The sequence below is a fragment of the Pararhizobium arenae genome (genome assembly GCF_001931685.1).
In the GTDB taxonomy this organism is placed as follows: domain Bacteria; phylum Pseudomonadota; class Alphaproteobacteria; order Rhizobiales; family Rhizobiaceae; genus Pararhizobium; species Pararhizobium arenae.
Genome location: NZ_MOOY01000018.1, coordinates 1 through 15415 on the forward strand (window position 1 = coordinate 1; position 15415 = coordinate 15415).

16 protein-coding genes and 3 pseudogenes are annotated in these 15415 nt (G+C 56.4%); 13 read left to right on the plus strand and 6 right to left on the minus strand.

Annotated features, from left to right (window positions below; all coding sequences use genetic code 11):
* From BLX89_RS23145 to BLX89_RS23155, 3 genes and pseudogenes are all read right to left on the minus strand, one after another.
* Positions 1 to 362, minus strand: a 362-nt coding sequence (locus tag BLX89_RS23145; RefSeq protein ID WP_075293323.1) for a helix-turn-helix domain-containing protein, incomplete at its 3' end; no start/stop codon positions are given.
* A 287-nt stretch (positions 363 to 649) separates the two neighbouring features.
* Positions 650 to 1403: pseudogene (locus tag BLX89_RS23150) on the minus strand (SDR family oxidoreductase).
* A gap of 126 nt (positions 1404 to 1529) precedes the next feature.
* A pseudogene (locus BLX89_RS23155) lies at positions 1530 to 2891 on the minus strand (MFS transporter).
* A gap of 111 nt (positions 2892 to 3002) precedes the next feature.
* Between BLX89_RS23155 and tnpA the strand changes: the two are divergent.
* The 4 genes from tnpA (at position 3003) to BLX89_RS23175 (ending at position 5635) form a co-directional block, all read left to right on the plus strand.
* Entirely contained in the window at positions 3003 to 3449 is a 447-nt protein-coding gene (gene tnpA, locus BLX89_RS23160; RefSeq protein ID WP_075293310.1) for an IS66-like element accessory protein TnpA, read from the plus strand.
* Entirely contained in the window at positions 3446 to 3802 is a 357-nt protein-coding gene (gene tnpB, locus BLX89_RS23165; protein ID WP_075293311.1) for an IS66 family insertion sequence element accessory protein TnpB, read from the plus strand. Before tnpA ends, tnpB begins: the two co-directional genes overlap by 4 nt.
* Positions 3803 to 3873: 71 nt before the next feature.
* Positions 3874 to 5397: an IS66 family transposase gene (tnpC, locus tag BLX89_RS23170; RefSeq protein WP_075293312.1), complete on the plus strand. Its 1524-nt coding sequence runs from the start codon at positions 3874 to 3876 to the stop codon at positions 5395 to 5397.
* Between the two features lie 19 nt (positions 5398 to 5416).
* Positions 5417 to 5635 carry a hypothetical protein gene (locus BLX89_RS23175; protein ID WP_075293313.1) on the plus strand — a complete coding sequence of 73 codons (219 nt, stop codon included), beginning with the start codon at positions 5417 to 5419 and terminating at the stop codon, positions 5633 to 5635.
* 161 nt (positions 5636 to 5796) lie between these two features.
* On the opposite strand, the gene BLX89_RS25435 is transcribed toward BLX89_RS23175, so the two are convergent.
* On the minus strand, positions 5797 to 6141 hold the full coding sequence (locus BLX89_RS25435) for a TetR family transcriptional regulator C-terminal domain-containing protein (RefSeq protein ID WP_483428653.1): 345 nt from the start codon (positions 6139 to 6141) through the stop codon (positions 5797 to 5799).
* A 211-nt stretch (positions 6142 to 6352) separates the two neighbouring features.
* Between BLX89_RS25435 and BLX89_RS23185 the strand changes: the two genes are divergently transcribed.
* Both BLX89_RS23185 and BLX89_RS23190 read left to right on the plus strand, forming a co-directional pair.
* Positions 6353 to 7585, plus strand: a complete 1233-nt coding sequence (locus BLX89_RS23185; RefSeq protein WP_245292918.1) for a vWA domain-containing protein — start codon at positions 6353 to 6355, stop codon at positions 7583 to 7585.
* A gap of 195 nt (positions 7586 to 7780) precedes the next feature.
* Positions 7781 to 7999 carry a hypothetical protein gene (locus BLX89_RS23190; protein ID WP_075293315.1) on the plus strand — a complete coding sequence of 73 codons (219 nt, stop codon included), beginning with the start codon at positions 7781 to 7783 and terminating at the stop codon, positions 7997 to 7999.
* 621 nt (positions 8000 to 8620) lie between these two features.
* Here the strand turns inward: BLX89_RS23190 and BLX89_RS24045 are convergent.
* Positions 8621 to 9379 (minus strand): annotated as a pseudogene (locus BLX89_RS24045) (IS5 family transposase).
* 126 nt (positions 9380 to 9505) lie between these two features.
* On the opposite strand from BLX89_RS24045, the gene BLX89_RS23205 reads away from it, so the two are divergent.
* The 5 genes from BLX89_RS23205 to BLX89_RS23225 all read left to right on the plus strand — a co-directional run bounded on the left by BLX89_RS23205 (position 9506) and on the right by BLX89_RS23225 (position 11222).
* Positions 9506 to 9724: a hypothetical protein gene (locus tag BLX89_RS23205; RefSeq protein ID WP_083637904.1), complete on the plus strand. Its 219-nt coding sequence runs from the start codon at positions 9506 to 9508 to the stop codon at positions 9722 to 9724.
* A gap of 93 nt (positions 9725 to 9817) precedes the next feature.
* Positions 9818 to 10330 (plus strand): ferritin-like domain-containing protein, encoded by a 513-nt coding sequence (locus tag BLX89_RS23210; protein WP_075293324.1) that lies wholly within the window; start codon positions 9818 to 9820, stop codon positions 10328 to 10330.
* 123 nt (positions 10331 to 10453) lie between these two features.
* Positions 10454 to 10681: a DUF6894 family protein gene (locus BLX89_RS25545; protein ID WP_075293317.1), complete on the plus strand. Its 228-nt coding sequence runs from the start codon at positions 10454 to 10456 to the stop codon at positions 10679 to 10681.
* Positions 10682 to 10707: 26 nt separating this feature from the next.
* Positions 10708 to 10908 carry a hypothetical protein gene (locus BLX89_RS23220; protein ID WP_075293318.1) on the plus strand — a complete coding sequence of 67 codons (201 nt, stop codon included), beginning with the start codon at positions 10708 to 10710 and terminating at the stop codon, positions 10906 to 10908.
* Positions 10905 to 11222, plus strand: coding sequence for a hypothetical protein (locus BLX89_RS23225; protein ID WP_075293319.1), 318 nt, complete (start codon positions 10905 to 10907; stop codon positions 11220 to 11222). Before BLX89_RS23220 ends, BLX89_RS23225 begins: the two co-directional genes overlap by 4 nt.
* A 49-nt stretch (positions 11223 to 11271) precedes the next feature.
* Here BLX89_RS23225 and BLX89_RS23230 read toward each other — a convergent pair whose 3' ends face one another.
* A complete protein-coding gene (locus tag BLX89_RS23230; protein WP_075293320.1) occupies positions 11272 to 12600 on the minus strand; it encodes a S9 family peptidase in 1329 nt (442 codons plus the stop codon).
* 1083 nt (positions 12601 to 13683) lie between these two features.
* Between BLX89_RS23230 and BLX89_RS23240 the strand changes: the two genes are divergently transcribed.
* Entirely contained in the window at positions 13684 to 14247 is a 564-nt protein-coding gene (locus BLX89_RS23240) for a DUF4142 domain-containing protein (protein WP_075293322.1), read from the plus strand.
* A gap of 271 nt (positions 14248 to 14518) precedes the next feature.
* Positions 14519 to 14977 carry a DUF983 domain-containing protein gene (locus tag BLX89_RS23245; protein WP_083637906.1) on the plus strand — a complete coding sequence of 153 codons (459 nt, stop codon included), beginning with the start codon at positions 14519 to 14521 and terminating at the stop codon, positions 14975 to 14977.
* The last annotated feature ends 438 nt before the right edge of the window (positions 14978 to 15415 follow it).

The window sequence follows — 15415 nt, forward strand, 5'->3', positions numbered from 1 at the left end:
CACAGCCATTGCGCCAGATCGCATAGACGCCAGCGAACGACGCCGTCCAGATAGGGTGTCGGCCCACGCTCGATGGCCTGCGCCAAGGCCGCACGCTGATCATCGTTCAAGCGTGACTGTTGACCGGGAGCCTTGCCGTTGGCTAGACCAGCAGGGCCGCGTTCGTTGAAGCGCAGGACCCAGTCCCGAACGATCTGGAGCGTGACATTGCCGAGGCGGGCGGCATCGGATCGCGAGCCTCCGTCATAGATCGACGCCAGTGCCAAAAGACGTCGTGCCTGGGCCGCGTCCTTCGTCTGCCGCGCAAGACGCCGCAGGCCATCTCCATCAAAATCTTCGCGCAAAGAAATCCCTGAACGCATCGAACACCTCCAGTTNCGTATTTGCATTTCAAAAAAGCCACTCCGATGTTCAGCCTCGTGCAGTTCGACCAAATCGGTGATCTTTCCGATATGATCCCACAGCCTGGCGACCGTTCTCTCGGCAGCTTTTGCACAGGAGCGCCTTCAGCGTGGAGGAGGCCTTCTCCACCGAATTGAAGCTAAGCTGTATGGTGGATGGACATCATCGTCGCGCCGGCGCGCACATATATCTCGATTTTCTCTGCGAGACGGGTTTCACAGGCGGCAGGTCCCGCCTCGCCGAATACTCAGGCGCTAATTCCGCCGTCGACGAGAATCCCCGAGCCGGTGATGTAGCCAGCGCCTGGCCCGGCAAGGAAGGTTACCGCCTCCGCGACCTCTTTGGTCCGACCGTAGCGGGCAATCGACAAGCTAGGCAGGATAGCAGGTGCAAGAGCACCATCGGCCGGGTTCATATCGGTGTCGATTGGGCCAGGCCGCACCAGATTGACGGTAATCTCCCGTGGACCCAGTTCGCGTGCGAGACCACGTGTGAAACTTTCCAGTGCAGACTTGGTCGCCGCATAGACCGCAATCCCTGCGAACGGGACAGCCAGTCCCGCGTTACTACCGGTGCTGATGATGCGCCCCCCGTTCGGAATGTGTTTGAGCGCGGCCTGTGTCATTAGAAAGACGCCGCGAACATTGACGTCCAGCTGCAACTGGATCTCTTCCAGAGGTTGAGTGGCAAAATCACCGGCGAAGGACGCCGGCATTGTTGACCAGAATGTCGATACCGCCGAGTTCGGCGACGGTCCGATCAACAGTAGTCGTCGCGGTTTCTGAGCTCCCGGCGTCGGCCTGGATGGCGACCGCCATTCGACCCAGCGCTTGGATCTCGGCGACGAGAGCTTCGGCCTTTTCTGCCGACTTTTCATAGGTGATCGCAACGTTGGCACCATGCTCGGCCAGCTTCAGCGCGATCGCCGCACCGATACCGCGTGCCGCACCCGTCACAAGCGCTCGCTTACCGCCAAGAGGAAGGTTAGGGATGATGTTCATGGAGGGTTACCTCAAATTCCTGGGCTTCGATCTGTAGGGAATGATTGTCCGCTATTATCGACTGAAGGGCGGAAACGGCTACACCGTCAACGGACAAACGATGTCACTGTTCGCATATGTTCGAGCTCAATCGAGGACCTCTTTCTTGTCTCCGAGGCCGGCGGAAAGCCAACCTGAAATGAGAAGACATAGAGCGATCGCGACTGCTGCAACGCTGTAGGCATGGCCGATGGATCTCACACCGGTTGAGGATCCCACGACTGAAAAGAACAGTCCGCCGATGAGAGCCGTCGCTAAAGCACCACCGATCTGAAGCATCGAATTGACCAGACCGGACGCCAAGCCCGACTGCGCCGCGTCAACCCGCTGCACGACTGTTCTCACGAGATTTGAAAGCGCAATGCCTTGTCCGGCACCAACAAAGAAAAGTGCTGCGAAGTGAAACTGCGGCGCCCCGAATGAGATCAAGACTGCCGTCCCGAACAGTCCGGCCGCTTCCAGGGACATGCCTACGGCGGTGGAATACCTGCCGAAAAGGCTTGAGATGTCCACTCGCGAATGGCCCCAGAACAAAACCGACCGCCGCGGGAAGAATTGCAAGGCCTGCCCCGAAAGGTGTGCGACCCAGGCCGCCCTGTTGGTAGACAGAGAATGTCAACCAGAAGGCCGCAAAGGCATAAAAGAACAACGCAGCGAGCAGCCCACGCTTCAAACCCGGAACCAGAAGCAGGTGCGGTGCGAGGATCGGATCTCGTCCCGCAGCCTCCACCCTCCGCTCATATTGCCAAAACAGAAAAAGAAGCGGCAGGGGAGCGGCAAGCATAATCAGCGACCAGATCGGCCACCATACTCACGGCCCTCTATGAGCGGCGTGAGCAGCGCAAAAAGCGCAAATGCAATCAGCACTGCCCCGCCAATATCAAGTTTGCTTGCATGCTCTGATCGGTTTTCACGCAGTACGATCAAAGCCGACGGCGCGGCGATGGCGATCACGGGGAGGTTGATGAGGAAAATTGCCCGCCATCCGAGCCCGAAAATATCGAGCGCAATCAGTGCGCCGCCGAGAAACAACCCGGTCATCGATGCGACACCGAATGTCATGGCGTAGAAGCTGAGTGCGCGAGATTTCTCGTGCTCGGGAAAGATTGCGTTGATGGATGCCAAAGCCTGCGGCGCCACGATCGCCGCAGCAAACCCCTGAAGGATGCGGCCGAAAACAAGTACCGCTGTAGACCACGCAAAGCCGCACAAAGCTGAGGCGCCGACGAAAGCGAGCATCCCCGTTAAAAAAACATTCCGGCGACCGTAGAGGTCCCCGAGCCTGCCACCAGTGATCAGCATGACGGCATAGGTGGTGGCGTAGCCTGAGATAATCAGCTGCATCGTCGATGCGGAGGCATGGAGGTCCTCGCGGATCGAGGGCAGCGCTACGTTAACGATTAAGAAATCCAGCGGCGGCAAGAATGCCCCAGTCAACAGGATGACCAACGCCGTCCATCTGTGCGGGTCGAGGCTGACCGCGGGTAAGCGGTGTTCTGACCGCACCTTCCGGATCAGTGCGTGATTGACGATGTTGAGCCCGAACGAGGGCTTGGACATATGTCGATTTCACAGCTTACGCTTAAATACAGCGATGAAGAACCAGTGCGCCGGTTTGAGGTTTTTACTGGCAGCGGCCGCCGTCGCGAGTGGAGCGATGAGCAGAAGGCGCAGATCGTTACAGAGAGTCACGAGCCGGGCGTGAAGGTCTGCTCGGTGGCTCGGCGTCACGGATTGACCCCGCAGCAGTTGTTCACTTGGCGTCGGCTCGCTCGCCAGCCGCTCGAAGCTGCGCCTGATGTTGATGTTCCGATGTTTGCCCCGGCCGTTCTGGATGTGCCGATGAAGCCGGTGACGAAAGAGCCAGAACCGCCGCGCGCAGCGAGAAGGAACTCGAGCAAAGGCGCAATCGAGTTAGAGCTCGGCGGCGCGATCATCAAGATCGCATCCGGCACCGACGCCGCGACGATTACAGCGGTCATTCACGCCATGAAGGCACAGTCGTGATCGGACCGTCGGGAGCGGTAAAGGTCATGGTCGCCACCCGGCCTGTCGACTTCCGCAAAGGTGCGGAGGGCTTGGCGTCGCTGGTCAAGGCTGAGATGGGTGCCGATCCGTTCTCCGGTGCGATCTACGTGTTCCGGGCCAAACGGGCAGACCGGATCAAGCTCGTCTTCTGGGACGGCAGCGGCGTGTGCCTGGTCTCCAAGCGGCTTGAGGATGGCGAGTTCCATTTGCCCAAGATGCAGGATGGTGCGATGCGCCTGACGGCTGCCCAGTTCTCGGCACTGTTCGAGGGGCTGAACTGGAAGCGCGTTCATGCGCCGGTGGAGGCGCGCACTCCGCAGGCGGCGGGATAGCCGCCGCGACCAATTGAATCAGGCTCATCGACACCCTCGTCTTGGTCGCCGGATTGTGCTGTTGTCGGTCCATGACGATGACGACTGAGGAGCTTCCCGACGACCTGAACGCGCTCAAGGCAATGGTGCTTTCGCGCGAGCTCGAGAACGCCAGGCTGCGTCAGATCATCAAGGAATTGCAGCGTCATCGCTTCGGTCGTCGCGCTGAGACGCTTCCAGAAGATCAGCTTCTACTTGGGCTCGAAGAGGCCGAACAGGTCGAGGCGGACGGCCTGGAAGATAAGGAGCAGGCATCGAGCGATCTGCGCCGGGAACGGACTGCGAAGCGGCGTATCAACCGCGGTTCTCTTCCCGCCCATCTACCGCGCATCGATGTGACCATCGACATCGAGAGCCATGACTGCCCCTGCTGCGGTCATGGTCTGCATCGGATCGGCGAGGATGTCAGCGAGAAACTCGACATCGTGCCTGCCCAGTTCCGCGTTCTGGTGATGCGCCGTCCCAAATATGCCTGCCGTGCCTGTGAGGAGGTTGTCGTTCAGGCTCCGGCTCCCGCCCGGTTGATCGAAGGTGGCATTCCAACGGAGGCGACTGTCGCCCAGGTGCTGGTCTCCAAATATGCCGATCACTTGCCGCTCTACCGGCAGGCGCAAATCTACAAGCGTCAGGGGATCGATCTCGACCGCTCGACACTTGCCGACTGGGTCGGCCGTGCCGCCTGGCATCTGCGCCCGCTTCATCAGCGGCTGCTCGAACAGCTCAAGACCTCGTCCAAGCTCTTCGCCGACGAGACGACTGCTCCGGTGCTCGATCCGGGCCGCGGAAAGACCAAGACCGGACAGCTCTGGGCCTATGCACGTGACGACAGACCATGGCAGGGAGCCGATCCACCCGGCGTCGTCTATGTCTACGCGCCCGATCGCAAAGGCGAACGTCCGATGGCTCACCTCAACGGCTTCGTCGGCGTGCTGCAGGTCGATGGGTATTCCGGCTATCGCGCAATCGCCGCAGGCAACAGCGTTTCTTTGGCATTCTGCTGGAGCCATGTGCGTAGGCGCTTCTACGAGCTCGCCGCTGCCGGGCCAGCGCCGATTGCCGGTGAAGCGCTCAGGCGCATCGCCGAACTCTACAGGATCGAGGACGATATCCGTGGCAGGACCAGCGAAGAGCGACGTTCTGTGCGGCAGGCCAAGAGCCGCCCGATCGCTGACAGTCTTGCACCATGGCTGACCGAGCAACTCGCCCTTATCAGCCAGAAGACCAAACTCGCCGAAGCCATCCGCTACACGCTCTCGCGCTGGGATGGGCTGACACGCTTCATCGATGACGGCCGCGTCGAGATCGACTCCAATACCGTCGAACGTTCCATCAGGCCAATTGCTCTGAATCGGAAGAACGCACTCTTCGCCGGTTCGGATGCGGGTGCTGAACATTGGGCGACAATCGCCTCACTCATTGAAACAGCAAAGCTCAACGGTGTCGAGCCGATGGCCTACCTGACGGACGTCATCACCAAAATCGTCAATGGCCATCCGAACAGCCTGATCGACCAGTTGTTGCCGTGGTCATATCGCCCGGATAAAATGGCTGGGTAGCTCCACCAACGGGACCGCCATGACTGAGAAAAGCATCAATTGGGAACAGGATGGAATTGATTCCGGCTGGTTCTTTGCCAAGGACATTGGGTCGGTTCGCAGCAACGCCAGCTATCGCCCCGGCGGCTGGTGGTTCCTGGCGAAATGGCTGCCAGATACCGAGGAGCACGATATCGGGCCATTCAAAACCAAGGCTGCGGCGATGGCCGAAGCGGAGCGCCTTGCTGCTTTGCAGTGACCACCGAACCGGTCAAGCCCTGAATACCGTGCTGTCAGGACAGCGCTTACGACCGCGGGCTCGCGAGAAGGTTTCAAAATGCATCTCCATATCGACTTGCAAAACGGACTGAACGGTTTTGCAAGAACATCATTTAGGAACCATTTAGTTCCTAATTAGTGTCAGCCAAGTGGCTTCAGTGCGAAGTCGACCATTGCCCTGGTAGCGTCGCGATCTGCTCCTGCCTTCCCCAGCACCCTCATTCCTTGGATCTGGCACACAAGAAACCTCGCCAGTGTTCGCTCGTCCAGCCCAGGATTAATTTCACCGAGGGCTTGAGCTCGGATGATCGCGGCTGCGTAGAGGTCTTGCAGTCGCCGAAAAAGGCGGGAAATTCGGGCGGAAACCTCTTCGTCGGCTGGAAGCATTTCGACAGCCGACAACACGACAAAACATCCACGCAGCCCCTCCTTACCTGAGGACTCTCCAAACTCATGAGTTTGATCATTTGACACAGTTACCGCCATCGCCGAATTACCGCTTCGACTGCGCGCCGTCGTAGGTGCTTGGGGGCCGAAGAGGGTTCCGCCGGAAATCAAGCCTATCCGCCCCGTTCGTAGCTTAAGATATTTCGAAAACTGCTTAAATTCTTACAGGTTTGAATAACGCGTTCAAAAGAAATCACTGTTTTATAACAAGCATGTTCATAGAGCCGCATGGCACTGAAGGAATTTTATGTTGGACAAGCATCAGAACGTCTGGGGCGGGGCCCTTCGTTTGTTCAGAAACCGCGATGGTAACTTTGGGCTTCTTGCTGCCGTTGTCTTGCCGACAGTGTTGGTGACTGCGGGCGTTGCGATCGACACGACGAACCTGCTTATGGCCAAGAACAATTTGCAGGATGCGGCTGACTCAGCCGCTCTTGCCGCTTCCTCTGCGCTTGTCAATCGGAACATGTCGATCTCAGATGCGAAATTGCTTGCTGCCAATTACCTCAAAGCCCAAATGTACAACTGGAATAATTCAAGCCTAAGCAGTGAAGGAGAAAACCCGCCTGAGCAGTTTTTGGATAATTCGAAAATTGAGATCAGTCAGGCAGCCGGCCTTGGCAATAGTAAGAGATACGTAGTTAATGTATCCGCCAGGATCTCGGTGGGCCTTAACCCATTCACACAAATTTCCGGCTACAAGGAAGTTACAGTTGGCGCTGCGAGCAGATCTGAAAGCACGACGGAAGCCAGGAACGCACTCTCCATGTTCTTGGTACTGGACCGGTCAGGATCGATGGCCTGGAAGACGAACGCGATTCAGACAACGACAAAGTCTTGCTACATCTACGAGGAAAGCTACTGGCCCAATGCAAAGTGGAGCACTCCCTGTTACTTATCCAAAATATCTTCCCTGAAGTTAGCAGTTGCAAATCTGCTGACCCAGTTGAAAACTGCAGACCCGACCTCTTCCTTGGTCCGAACAGCCGCGGTGTCCTACAACGACAAGCAAGACGCCCCTGGAACATTGGCATGGGGCACCACTGATGCCCTGAACTATGTCAACGCTCTAAACGCCACAGGCGGTACAGACTCCAGCGGTGCGATCAAGGCCGCCTACAATGCCCTTACTGCGACCGGCAGCAAAAGCGAAACAGCAGTTCATGCCGCGAAAAACGGACAGTCTGCCGCAAAAAAATTCCTCGTGTTCATGACCGATGGCGAGAACAATTTTTACAACGGTAAATCGAACGACACAGCCTCGGATGCCGAGACTAAAAAAACCTGTGATGCCGCTCGTGATGCATCTATTGAAGTTTACACTGTTGCTTTCATGGCCCCTTCCAGAGGCCAAAAACTTTTGAAATACTGCGCGACAGATGCGTCACATTACTTCCAAGCCGAAGATAGCGCCGGACTGATCGCAGCATTCAAAGCAATTGGTGAAAAGGCATCCGACCTCACAGTACGACTCACACAGTAGTCCGTCGTGTCAGTGTTGGCAGCTTGGCAATGGTTGGTGGGACCAGTTGGCGCAACACGTTTGACACGACCTGCCAAGGAGTGGGATGCTGCCTTGCCCATTTATCACGCGTGGAGCGAGGCAATATTATGGACAACCTAGCACTACTTCGGCGGGTTGGGCCAAGCTGTTCAAGGATAGCGAAAGGAGAGCTCCGTGGTTGAAGAGTACTTGTTACCGGGCGAAATAGTGGTGTTTACCGCAGAAGATCGTGCCAAACTTCAAAGCGTCTTCGACGCGTTGAGAGAGGATTCGGCATATGAAAACGAACCTGAGAAGCTGAAACGATTGGCTCGAACGATAGTCGCATTGTATCAGGCGATTACGAAGGAACCCGCCAAGCTTGTCGAGATCCTTCGACATCCGGTCGCCTAATTATCCCTTCAAGCGGTTTACACTGGGGCGTAGTATGAATTCATATTTCCAACCTCGGCCCTGAAGGATGGGAACCCAGGGGTTTGTTGTGGCGTGGAACAGGCCAGCACACTATCGGAGCCAACTTCTCCGAACATATCACCTACTCCTGATAGGGTAACCCCGCAGCAGTGACAGCTCTCGCAATGCTTTCACTATTGATATACGATCGAAGCAGAAGGCGAGCCGCCCAATCCAGCGCGTTAGGAACGACCGTTTTCTAGACATTGCAGACGATGGCGAAACGAACTGGAAATCTCGGATCGATCTCTCATAAAACATGTCAGGAATTCAAACGTCTAGAAAACGGTAATCTCTGATTTCCTGATAGCGTTCAAGATAGCGGTCTTGATGAGATTTGAACCGCCGACCCCGTCGTTTAGCGGATAGCTCGCGCCGAATTTCAGTGTACCTACAGCTACTTGCTCTCGGGAACGGCTGATATGGAGCCGAGAGCGGACCGTCCGGATCTGGGGCGAGAACTGTCGATAATGGACACCCACCGCGCCGCATGCCGGTCATTTAGATTAGTTTCATGCGCCGGCTTTCCGACTGACCGCAACTAGGCTCAGGACTCGTTGATCAGAACCAGAAGATAACGGCTGCAGCGAGAGCGATGGCGGAGAGGAAGACCATTAGGCATCTGTCGTAGCGCGTAGCGACACGCCACTAGTCTTTCAGGCGCCCGAACATGATCTCGATCCGTTGCGCCGTTTTTAGCGGCGTTTGTCGTATTTGATGGTTTTGTTGCGGGATTCCCAACCCGGAATACAAGGGGTGATCCCCTTCGCCTGTAAAGCGTCACGATACCAGTCGGCATCACAGCCACGGTCGGCCAGTAGCCATTTGGCCTTGGGAAGTTCATCAAGCAAGGCGGCGGCACCTGTGTAATCGCTGGCCTGACCGGTCGTTATGAAGAAACTGATCGGGCGAACACTCGCATCCGTTACGGCATGAAGCTTCGTGTTCATGCCGCCTTTCGTGCGTCCAATCAGGCGACCCGCGCCCCCTTTTTTACCCGCAGGCTGGAAGCCGTGCGGTGAGCCTTGAGGTAGGTCGCATCGATCATGATGGTCTTGTGCTCTGCAGCTTCAGGCACAGCCAGGCCCCCCATCATCTGGATAAAGATGCCCTTGTCGCCCCAGCGTTTCCAGCGGTTATACAAGGTCTTCGCCTGACCATATTCTCTCGGTGCATCACACCCCGGAGCCCGTTGCGATTGACGAACATGATGCCGCTCAGGACACGCCGATCATCGACACGCTGGCGGCCATGGCTCTTGGGGAAATACTGCTGAAGACGAGCCATTTGCTCGTCCGTCAGCCAAAACAAAATACTCATCAGTCAGGCTCCTATACGCCCGCCTGAATCATAGCCGTCAATTCAAATCAATGGGTCCTGACCCTAAGGGTAAGTGCGCGAACTTTTCGGTGCGATAACGGTTCGACTGCATCAAGGAGAAGCACTATGCCGGCGAACGAAACCAATGCTCTCAAATTGGCACAAGAGTATCTGTCCCTCGGCGGAACGCGACGGTCGAAGATCGGTGATAACATCGTTGATGTCAGACAATTGGAGCGTGAGCCTCAAGAGGCCACGTCGTTCTGGGAAACCAGAATAGCGCCCCTCCCGTTGCGCAAACGCAATGAAGTCGAAACGCATCTTCCGAGCATGAATGACATCTGAAGGATCGTTGCTTGGCTAGATAATTTCGCGACGCCGGGAACCTCGCTCAGATTCCCCGGTTAGACAAACTCACAGATGCAAGGAGCTATCGTGATGCCCGAAGATACCGTGCGCTCAATATTTGTTACCGGACTGAAGAATGCCCACGCCATGGAAAATCAGGCGCTCTCGATCATGAAGCCGCAGGTTAGCAGGATCGAGCATTATCCGGAGGTCGCTGCCCGGCTCGACCAGCATATACGGGAAACCGAGAACCAGATCGCACGGCTGGACCAACTGCTCAGCGAGTTTGCTGAAGATCGGTCCGCCATTAAAGATATAGCACTATCAGTGACCGGCGCTATGGCTGCAATGGGGCACACGGTTGCCGGCGACGAAATCCTAAAGAACTCGTTTGCAAACTATGCTTTTGAGCACTTCGAGATAGCAGCTTACAGGTCACTTCTCACCATCGCTGAACAAGGTGGCTTTTCCGCCTCCACCGCCGCGCTTAGGGTCAACCTCGACGAAGAAGTCGCCATGGCCGGCTGGATTGAACAACATTTGTCCGACGTGACGCTGAAATTCCTCTCTCTCAAATCCGCTGGCGAAACTGCAAAGGTCTGATCGAATGACACTGACAGATCTGTTGTTCCTGCTGGGCGGCGCGGTACCGAGTGTAGCAGTTGTTTTCCTCCTTTGGTTCGGTCCACGCAGGCGCCGCTCTTTCCGTGATCCGCGGGAACTATGATGCCATTCGTCTATTTCCATCGAAGCGACGGCCAATGCTACTACCGCGATAGGATCGGAAGATTTGTTGCGAGCGAAAGCGAAGTGCAGGACGAAGCGAAGCAGATCCTGGCCAACGATCTTATAGCGTGCCCCACAACCTCAGACACGCTCGGGCTTCGTGTCGAAGCAAAGGACATAAGCGGACGAACGATGTTCCAAATATCTGTCGTCGCGGCGGTCTGGTGAGACAGCCTTCGGTCACGGGCTAACCTTTGCGCTCTGATGAAGCATCGCTGCAAGAAAGCCAGCAGATCCGGGCCAAATATCTGTCTGGTAAGAAGTCGCGCCAGCGCATTGTAATCATCGGCGGAGGCTTTGGCGTTTTTGGCCTATACATAGAACTCGGCACTACCGCTATCAACTTAGCCGTCATCGACAAACGCAACCACGACCTGATGGGATATCGGCTATGAACGGTTCTCCCTCAGACAAGCTCTCCGGCATGTTCTTCACGTTAGACGACACCGAGGGCAACTACAGCACCGGTCAAGTCGTCGGCGTTGCAGCCGAAGGCGTTTACTTTATCCGCTTTGATGGCGCTGACATGCCACTCCCCTTGGAGCTTGTATCGCTCGCGGAGATGCTCCATACGACGAATAACGAGCAAAAGCTTTGGCGGTTTTTTGCGACGGTGGAAGAACGTGACCGTTGGTTGGAATGGCTCGATGCGTCCTCGACGCCTCGCGTTCTCTCTCTTGTTAGACCTGCATCACCTGATCGAGAGTAATACGTCCTGGTACGTACCCTGCTACCGGGCATCGTCTTTTTGAGTTCGCTCACGAGCTACTTTGTGTTGCCTTTTCAGGGTCTGTCTGAGTGTTCGCTTCGTCGCCCTTGCACCACCGCTCAGCCCAGTCCACAAGCCGGGAAACATAGTCGACACGGAACGTGGGCGACCCTTCTTCCGCAAGATGATGATCACCGCCAGGATAAAGGACCATTTCGACGGCAACGTCGCTGCTGCGCATCAGAGTAGCAAAGATCTCTTCGGATTGGCCCACCGGACAGCGCTGGTCATCTGTTCCCTGCAGCAATAAAGTGGGCGTGCGGGCCTTGTGCATATGTTCGAGCGGGCACAGCTTTCGGGCCGTTGGTCGATCGACGTAGGGTTCGCCCGCCATTGCGTATGGTGTAACATAGTATCCGCTGTCCGACGTTCCGAAATGCGATTCTATATCGGCGACTGGAGCGGACACGACCGCTGCTTTGAAGAGATCGGTCTGCGTGATGGCCCAGGCAGCAAGATATCCGCCATAGGATTTCCCGTAGATGGCAACCCGATCATCAACGGTGCCCTCGTCTTGCAGCGTCCTGACGGCAGCAAGTTGCTGGGGCAGATCAAGTTCGCCCCACCTGTTCCTGAGCCTTCTCATGAATTCGAGGCCGTAGCTGCTTGAGCCTGCGGGATTAAGTGCAAGCACGGCCCATCCACGGCTACACAACACATGCCTCCACATTGACTTGCGAAACTCTACAAACGCTACGCTCTGCGGTCCGCCATGAATATCCAGAAGAAGAGGCAATGGCTTTTTGGCTGCCGTTGGCGGAAGCATAAGCCAGCCTTCAATCGTCTCATCGCCACCCTTCCCATCGGGCACCTTGAACGATCTCACAGATACCTTAGGCGGCATGCGGTCAGCCCACCAGCTGTTGAAATCGGTCAGGCGCTCCTCACCCGACCCGTCGCGCGCCGAGACGAAGATTTCAGTGGGCGTTGAAATTCCCGCAGCAGCATACACCAGGTGCTTGTCCGTCAAGGCAAACTTGAGGATGTGTCGCTCACCTGAGACCAGACTGTGAACTTTTTCATCTGCGATTGCGATGCGAGAGATTTCTTGCAGCCCCTTTCGTGTCTGAATGAAGTAGATAGCATCCGAATCTTCCGACCATTGGGCACTGTCTCCGGACTCGACCTCAAGCTCCTCGTGGCCAAGCGGCCGTGTGCTTTTGTCCCGCATGTCAATCAGCCAAAGCCTGGAGCGCGAGTCGCCTTCTTCCTCGCCGGCGCTGAAGACGATCCATTTGCCATCGGGAGACCAGAAGGGGTACTGCGCAGAGGAGACTTGGGTCGTGAGTTGCTCTGCGTTCTTGCCATCGGCATCCATAATCTCCCCCGTCCTCTTGAGAGCTCGGCTGCTCGACGCAGGCAGATCGCAGGTTCCTTAACGCCGCCTCCATGCCTCTTATGACCTCGGACTCGTCCCAGCCGGCTTGGGTTCCCCGCTCGAAGATTTTCTGCATCATACACTCCAGAGCTTCCTCGAGCTCAGCGGTTTTGCCTGGGTGGTGGAGCGAATGCCATGGTCTTTCAGTTTCCATCTGCTCCTCAATTTCTGTTGCATACGGGCCGGGTTCTACGGGTCGGCTTCGCCAGATACGATGTCAAGGCGGCCCAGTATCGCGGACGCGTCGGCAACCTGGTGTTTACTCCCGCGATACAGCCCAAATTCTCCACCAGCCCGTTACAAAAGGCGTTCGCCGCGCCAGATCGTCCTCAGGAAGGCCGAACAAGCACAGGCACATATTGTTCCCACGTGCAGAACGAACGAGACAGTCCCATCACTGGGGCTCAACGTAAGAAGTCTTCGCCCTCAAACGAGTGGTTAAGGGCAGTCCTTGCATAATAACAGTACGCTACCGGACCTGAGACGGGCTGTCGTTGAAGCAAAATAGTACTACTCCATATATAGTACTACTCCCATATATGGGGGTTAGGCCCACCAGGATGTTTGTAATGGTCCAGGACCAGAAAAACTCTGACCCTGCGAGAACGCGCAGCATTCTAACACACCAAAAGTCGCATCTGACGTCATCATGGAAGAGCGTCGTTTGAGACAGGGGAGAGGCGACGGCCGCGCAAACCGGGTGCGGTTCACGAGTAAACTCGATCATATCGAAACTTAGCAATTGATGGAGATCAGATTATGGATTAACCAGTATCACCGAATATGCCGGCCGCTGCACGTCTTCGCGCCGCGCGGCTAGAAAAGGGTTACAGTCTTGAAGATCTGGCGATCGCCACGGGGCTGACCGTCGCGGAAATAGCTGCGGCCGAGGAGACCAACGGGAGCGAAACTCCCGCGCATCATCTCGACAGGCTCGAACACGTATTGAATTAGTTTGTGGCAAGGGGAACTTGGAAGTGAAATGGCGGTTAGGGCGCGGATCACCCAACCCCGGAGACAATTATGAACCGTCGTGAAATCTTGACAGCCATATCCGCGGCCGCAGCCCTGCCCGCACTTTTGACTTCGACTTCAGCCCTCGCCCAATCCCAGCCTGCCGCAATGGCTGAATCTGAAAAGACGCATGCCGAGGATACCAAGAGAGTCGGCTCATTGTCCCTTGCAAGCAGCCGGATCGCCATCGAAAAGGCGTCCGATGCCATGGTGAAGGCGTTCGCAAAGTGGGAAGTGGCAGAACAAGAAACCGTCGCCGACATTCTCAAATCCATGGAGAGGGGTGGCAAAGCGGAAGGCGCGCTGAGACCGCCGTCAGACGACGAGGTTCAGACGTTGCTCGATGCTGACGGCAAGGCCGCCCTCGAGAAGTTGAATTCTGCAAGCGGCGCCGCGTTTGACAAGGCATACATTGCCGCTCAAGTCGATGGTCACAAGAAGCTGCTGACGATTCAGGAGGAGTACCTCAAGGTTGGTCAGGATCGTGAGCATCTGAGCGTAACGAAACTTGCGCGCGGCCAGATCAAGGAACATATCGAACACCTCGATATGCTAAAATCGAAGCTTGGTTGATGGTTCGGATTGGTGACCACGGATGGGCTGGCACCGTTTCTTCAGAAGGCCTACCTTTCGCCGGACTTCTGCATATGTGATGGCGGAATTCCGACAGCGTAGTTTAACGGGTGCTTCAAGAACTTTGCCAGGCAGGCGGCGCTCCCAGTGACTCACAAGCAAAAGAAGTACGGCATCAAGCTACGTCCGGCCTTGGCACTCAATGACATGCAAATCGCCATGTGTTTGCTGTGGTCCAGCGGCACACAAGCATTATAGATGAGGACCGCGCTTGGAAGATGATTATCGCCCAACAACAAATCCAGCACTGACAGGCATTTTAGGCCGTTGCCCTCGATGCCAACGGGGACACCTCTTTGACGGCTTCCTTAAGCTTGCACCCAAATGCGACGCCTGCGGTCTTGACTATGGTTTTGCCGATCCGGCCGACGGACCTGCCTTCTTTGCAATGAGTATCGTGGCGGTGCCGGCTTTAGCATTCGCTCTCTGGTTCCAGTTTACCTTCGAACCTCATTTATGGATGCACGTTCTTGTGTCCGTACCGCTCACAACCCTCGGCGCGTTGCTGTTGTTGCGACCGCTGAAGGGCTGGCTCGTGTGCTCGCAGTATTTTCACAAAGCGGAGCAGGGTAGCATCGATCGGGACTGGCATGCGAGCGCGCAGGGTCGTCTTGGACACTCGCACGATCTTGATAGTCCTCAGGGGAATGGCGGTCAGCCGAAGTTTTAGGCCTTAAGAGCGGAGCCTGCATAAGCCGGCAATGTAGGGGAATCCTCGCTTTCTACGCTCCGTAAGAGGCCATGGGCCGCTGGCTGGGTTGGGCGGTAGCATAGTTCTACCGGTAAACCTTGCATCAGCCGATTCCTGCTCAGGACCGTTGGCATTTGCCGGTGCTCGGCGGGAGATTGTTCCCATGTACAGAGGCAGGTCGTGATCGGACACAAGATTAAGAAGGGGGAGCTACTGCCTAGCCTTGAAGCGGACCGGCAGCTTCTAAGACGAAAGATCGGGTTGGAGCTCGGTGGGAAAAGAAGGCGCAAGGCTGGCTCAACGCCACTTTGCCGGGCACATTTGTCCCAACTGCCTCGCCTTGAAGCGATCTGAACCGGCGACACGTTGGTTACTGCCCAACTCGCGGGGACGATCCGGGGCCACTGCGGTCCTGAT

Coding starts and splice junctions, on each gene's coding strand:
- BLX89_RS23175 (WP_075293313.1), top strand. CDS start 5,417: ATGACTGAGAAAAGCATCAATTGGGAACAGGATGGAATTGATTCCGGC.
- BLX89_RS23225 (WP_075293319.1), top strand. CDS start 10,905: ATGAACGGTTCTCCCTCAGACAAGCTCTCCGGCATGTTCTTCACGTTA.
- BLX89_RS23210 (WP_075293324.1), top strand. CDS start 9,818: ATGCCCGAAGATACCGTGCGCTCAATATTTGTTACCGGACTGAAGAAT.
- tnpC (WP_075293312.1), top strand. CDS start 3,874: ATGACGATGACGACTGAGGAGCTTCCCGACGACCTGAACGCGCTCAAG.
- BLX89_RS23240 (WP_075293322.1), top strand. CDS start 13,684: ATGAACCGTCGTGAAATCTTGACAGCCATATCCGCGGCCGCAGCCCTG.
- tnpA (WP_075293310.1), top strand. CDS start 3,003: ATGTCGATTTCACAGCTTACGCTTAAATACAGCGATGAAGAACCAGTG.
- BLX89_RS23230 (WP_075293320.1), bottom strand. CDS start 12,600: ATGGATGCCGATGGCAAGAACGCAGAGCAACTCACGACCCAAGTCTCC.
- BLX89_RS25545 (WP_075293317.1), top strand. CDS start 10,454: ATGCCATTCGTCTATTTCCATCGAAGCGACGGCCAATGCTACTACCGC.
- BLX89_RS23205 (WP_083637904.1), top strand. CDS start 9,506: ATGCCGGCGAACGAAACCAATGCTCTCAAATTGGCACAAGAGTATCTG.
- BLX89_RS25435 (WP_483428653.1), bottom strand. CDS start 6,141: ATGGCGGTAACTGTGTCAAATGATCAAACTCATGAGTTTGGAGAGTCC.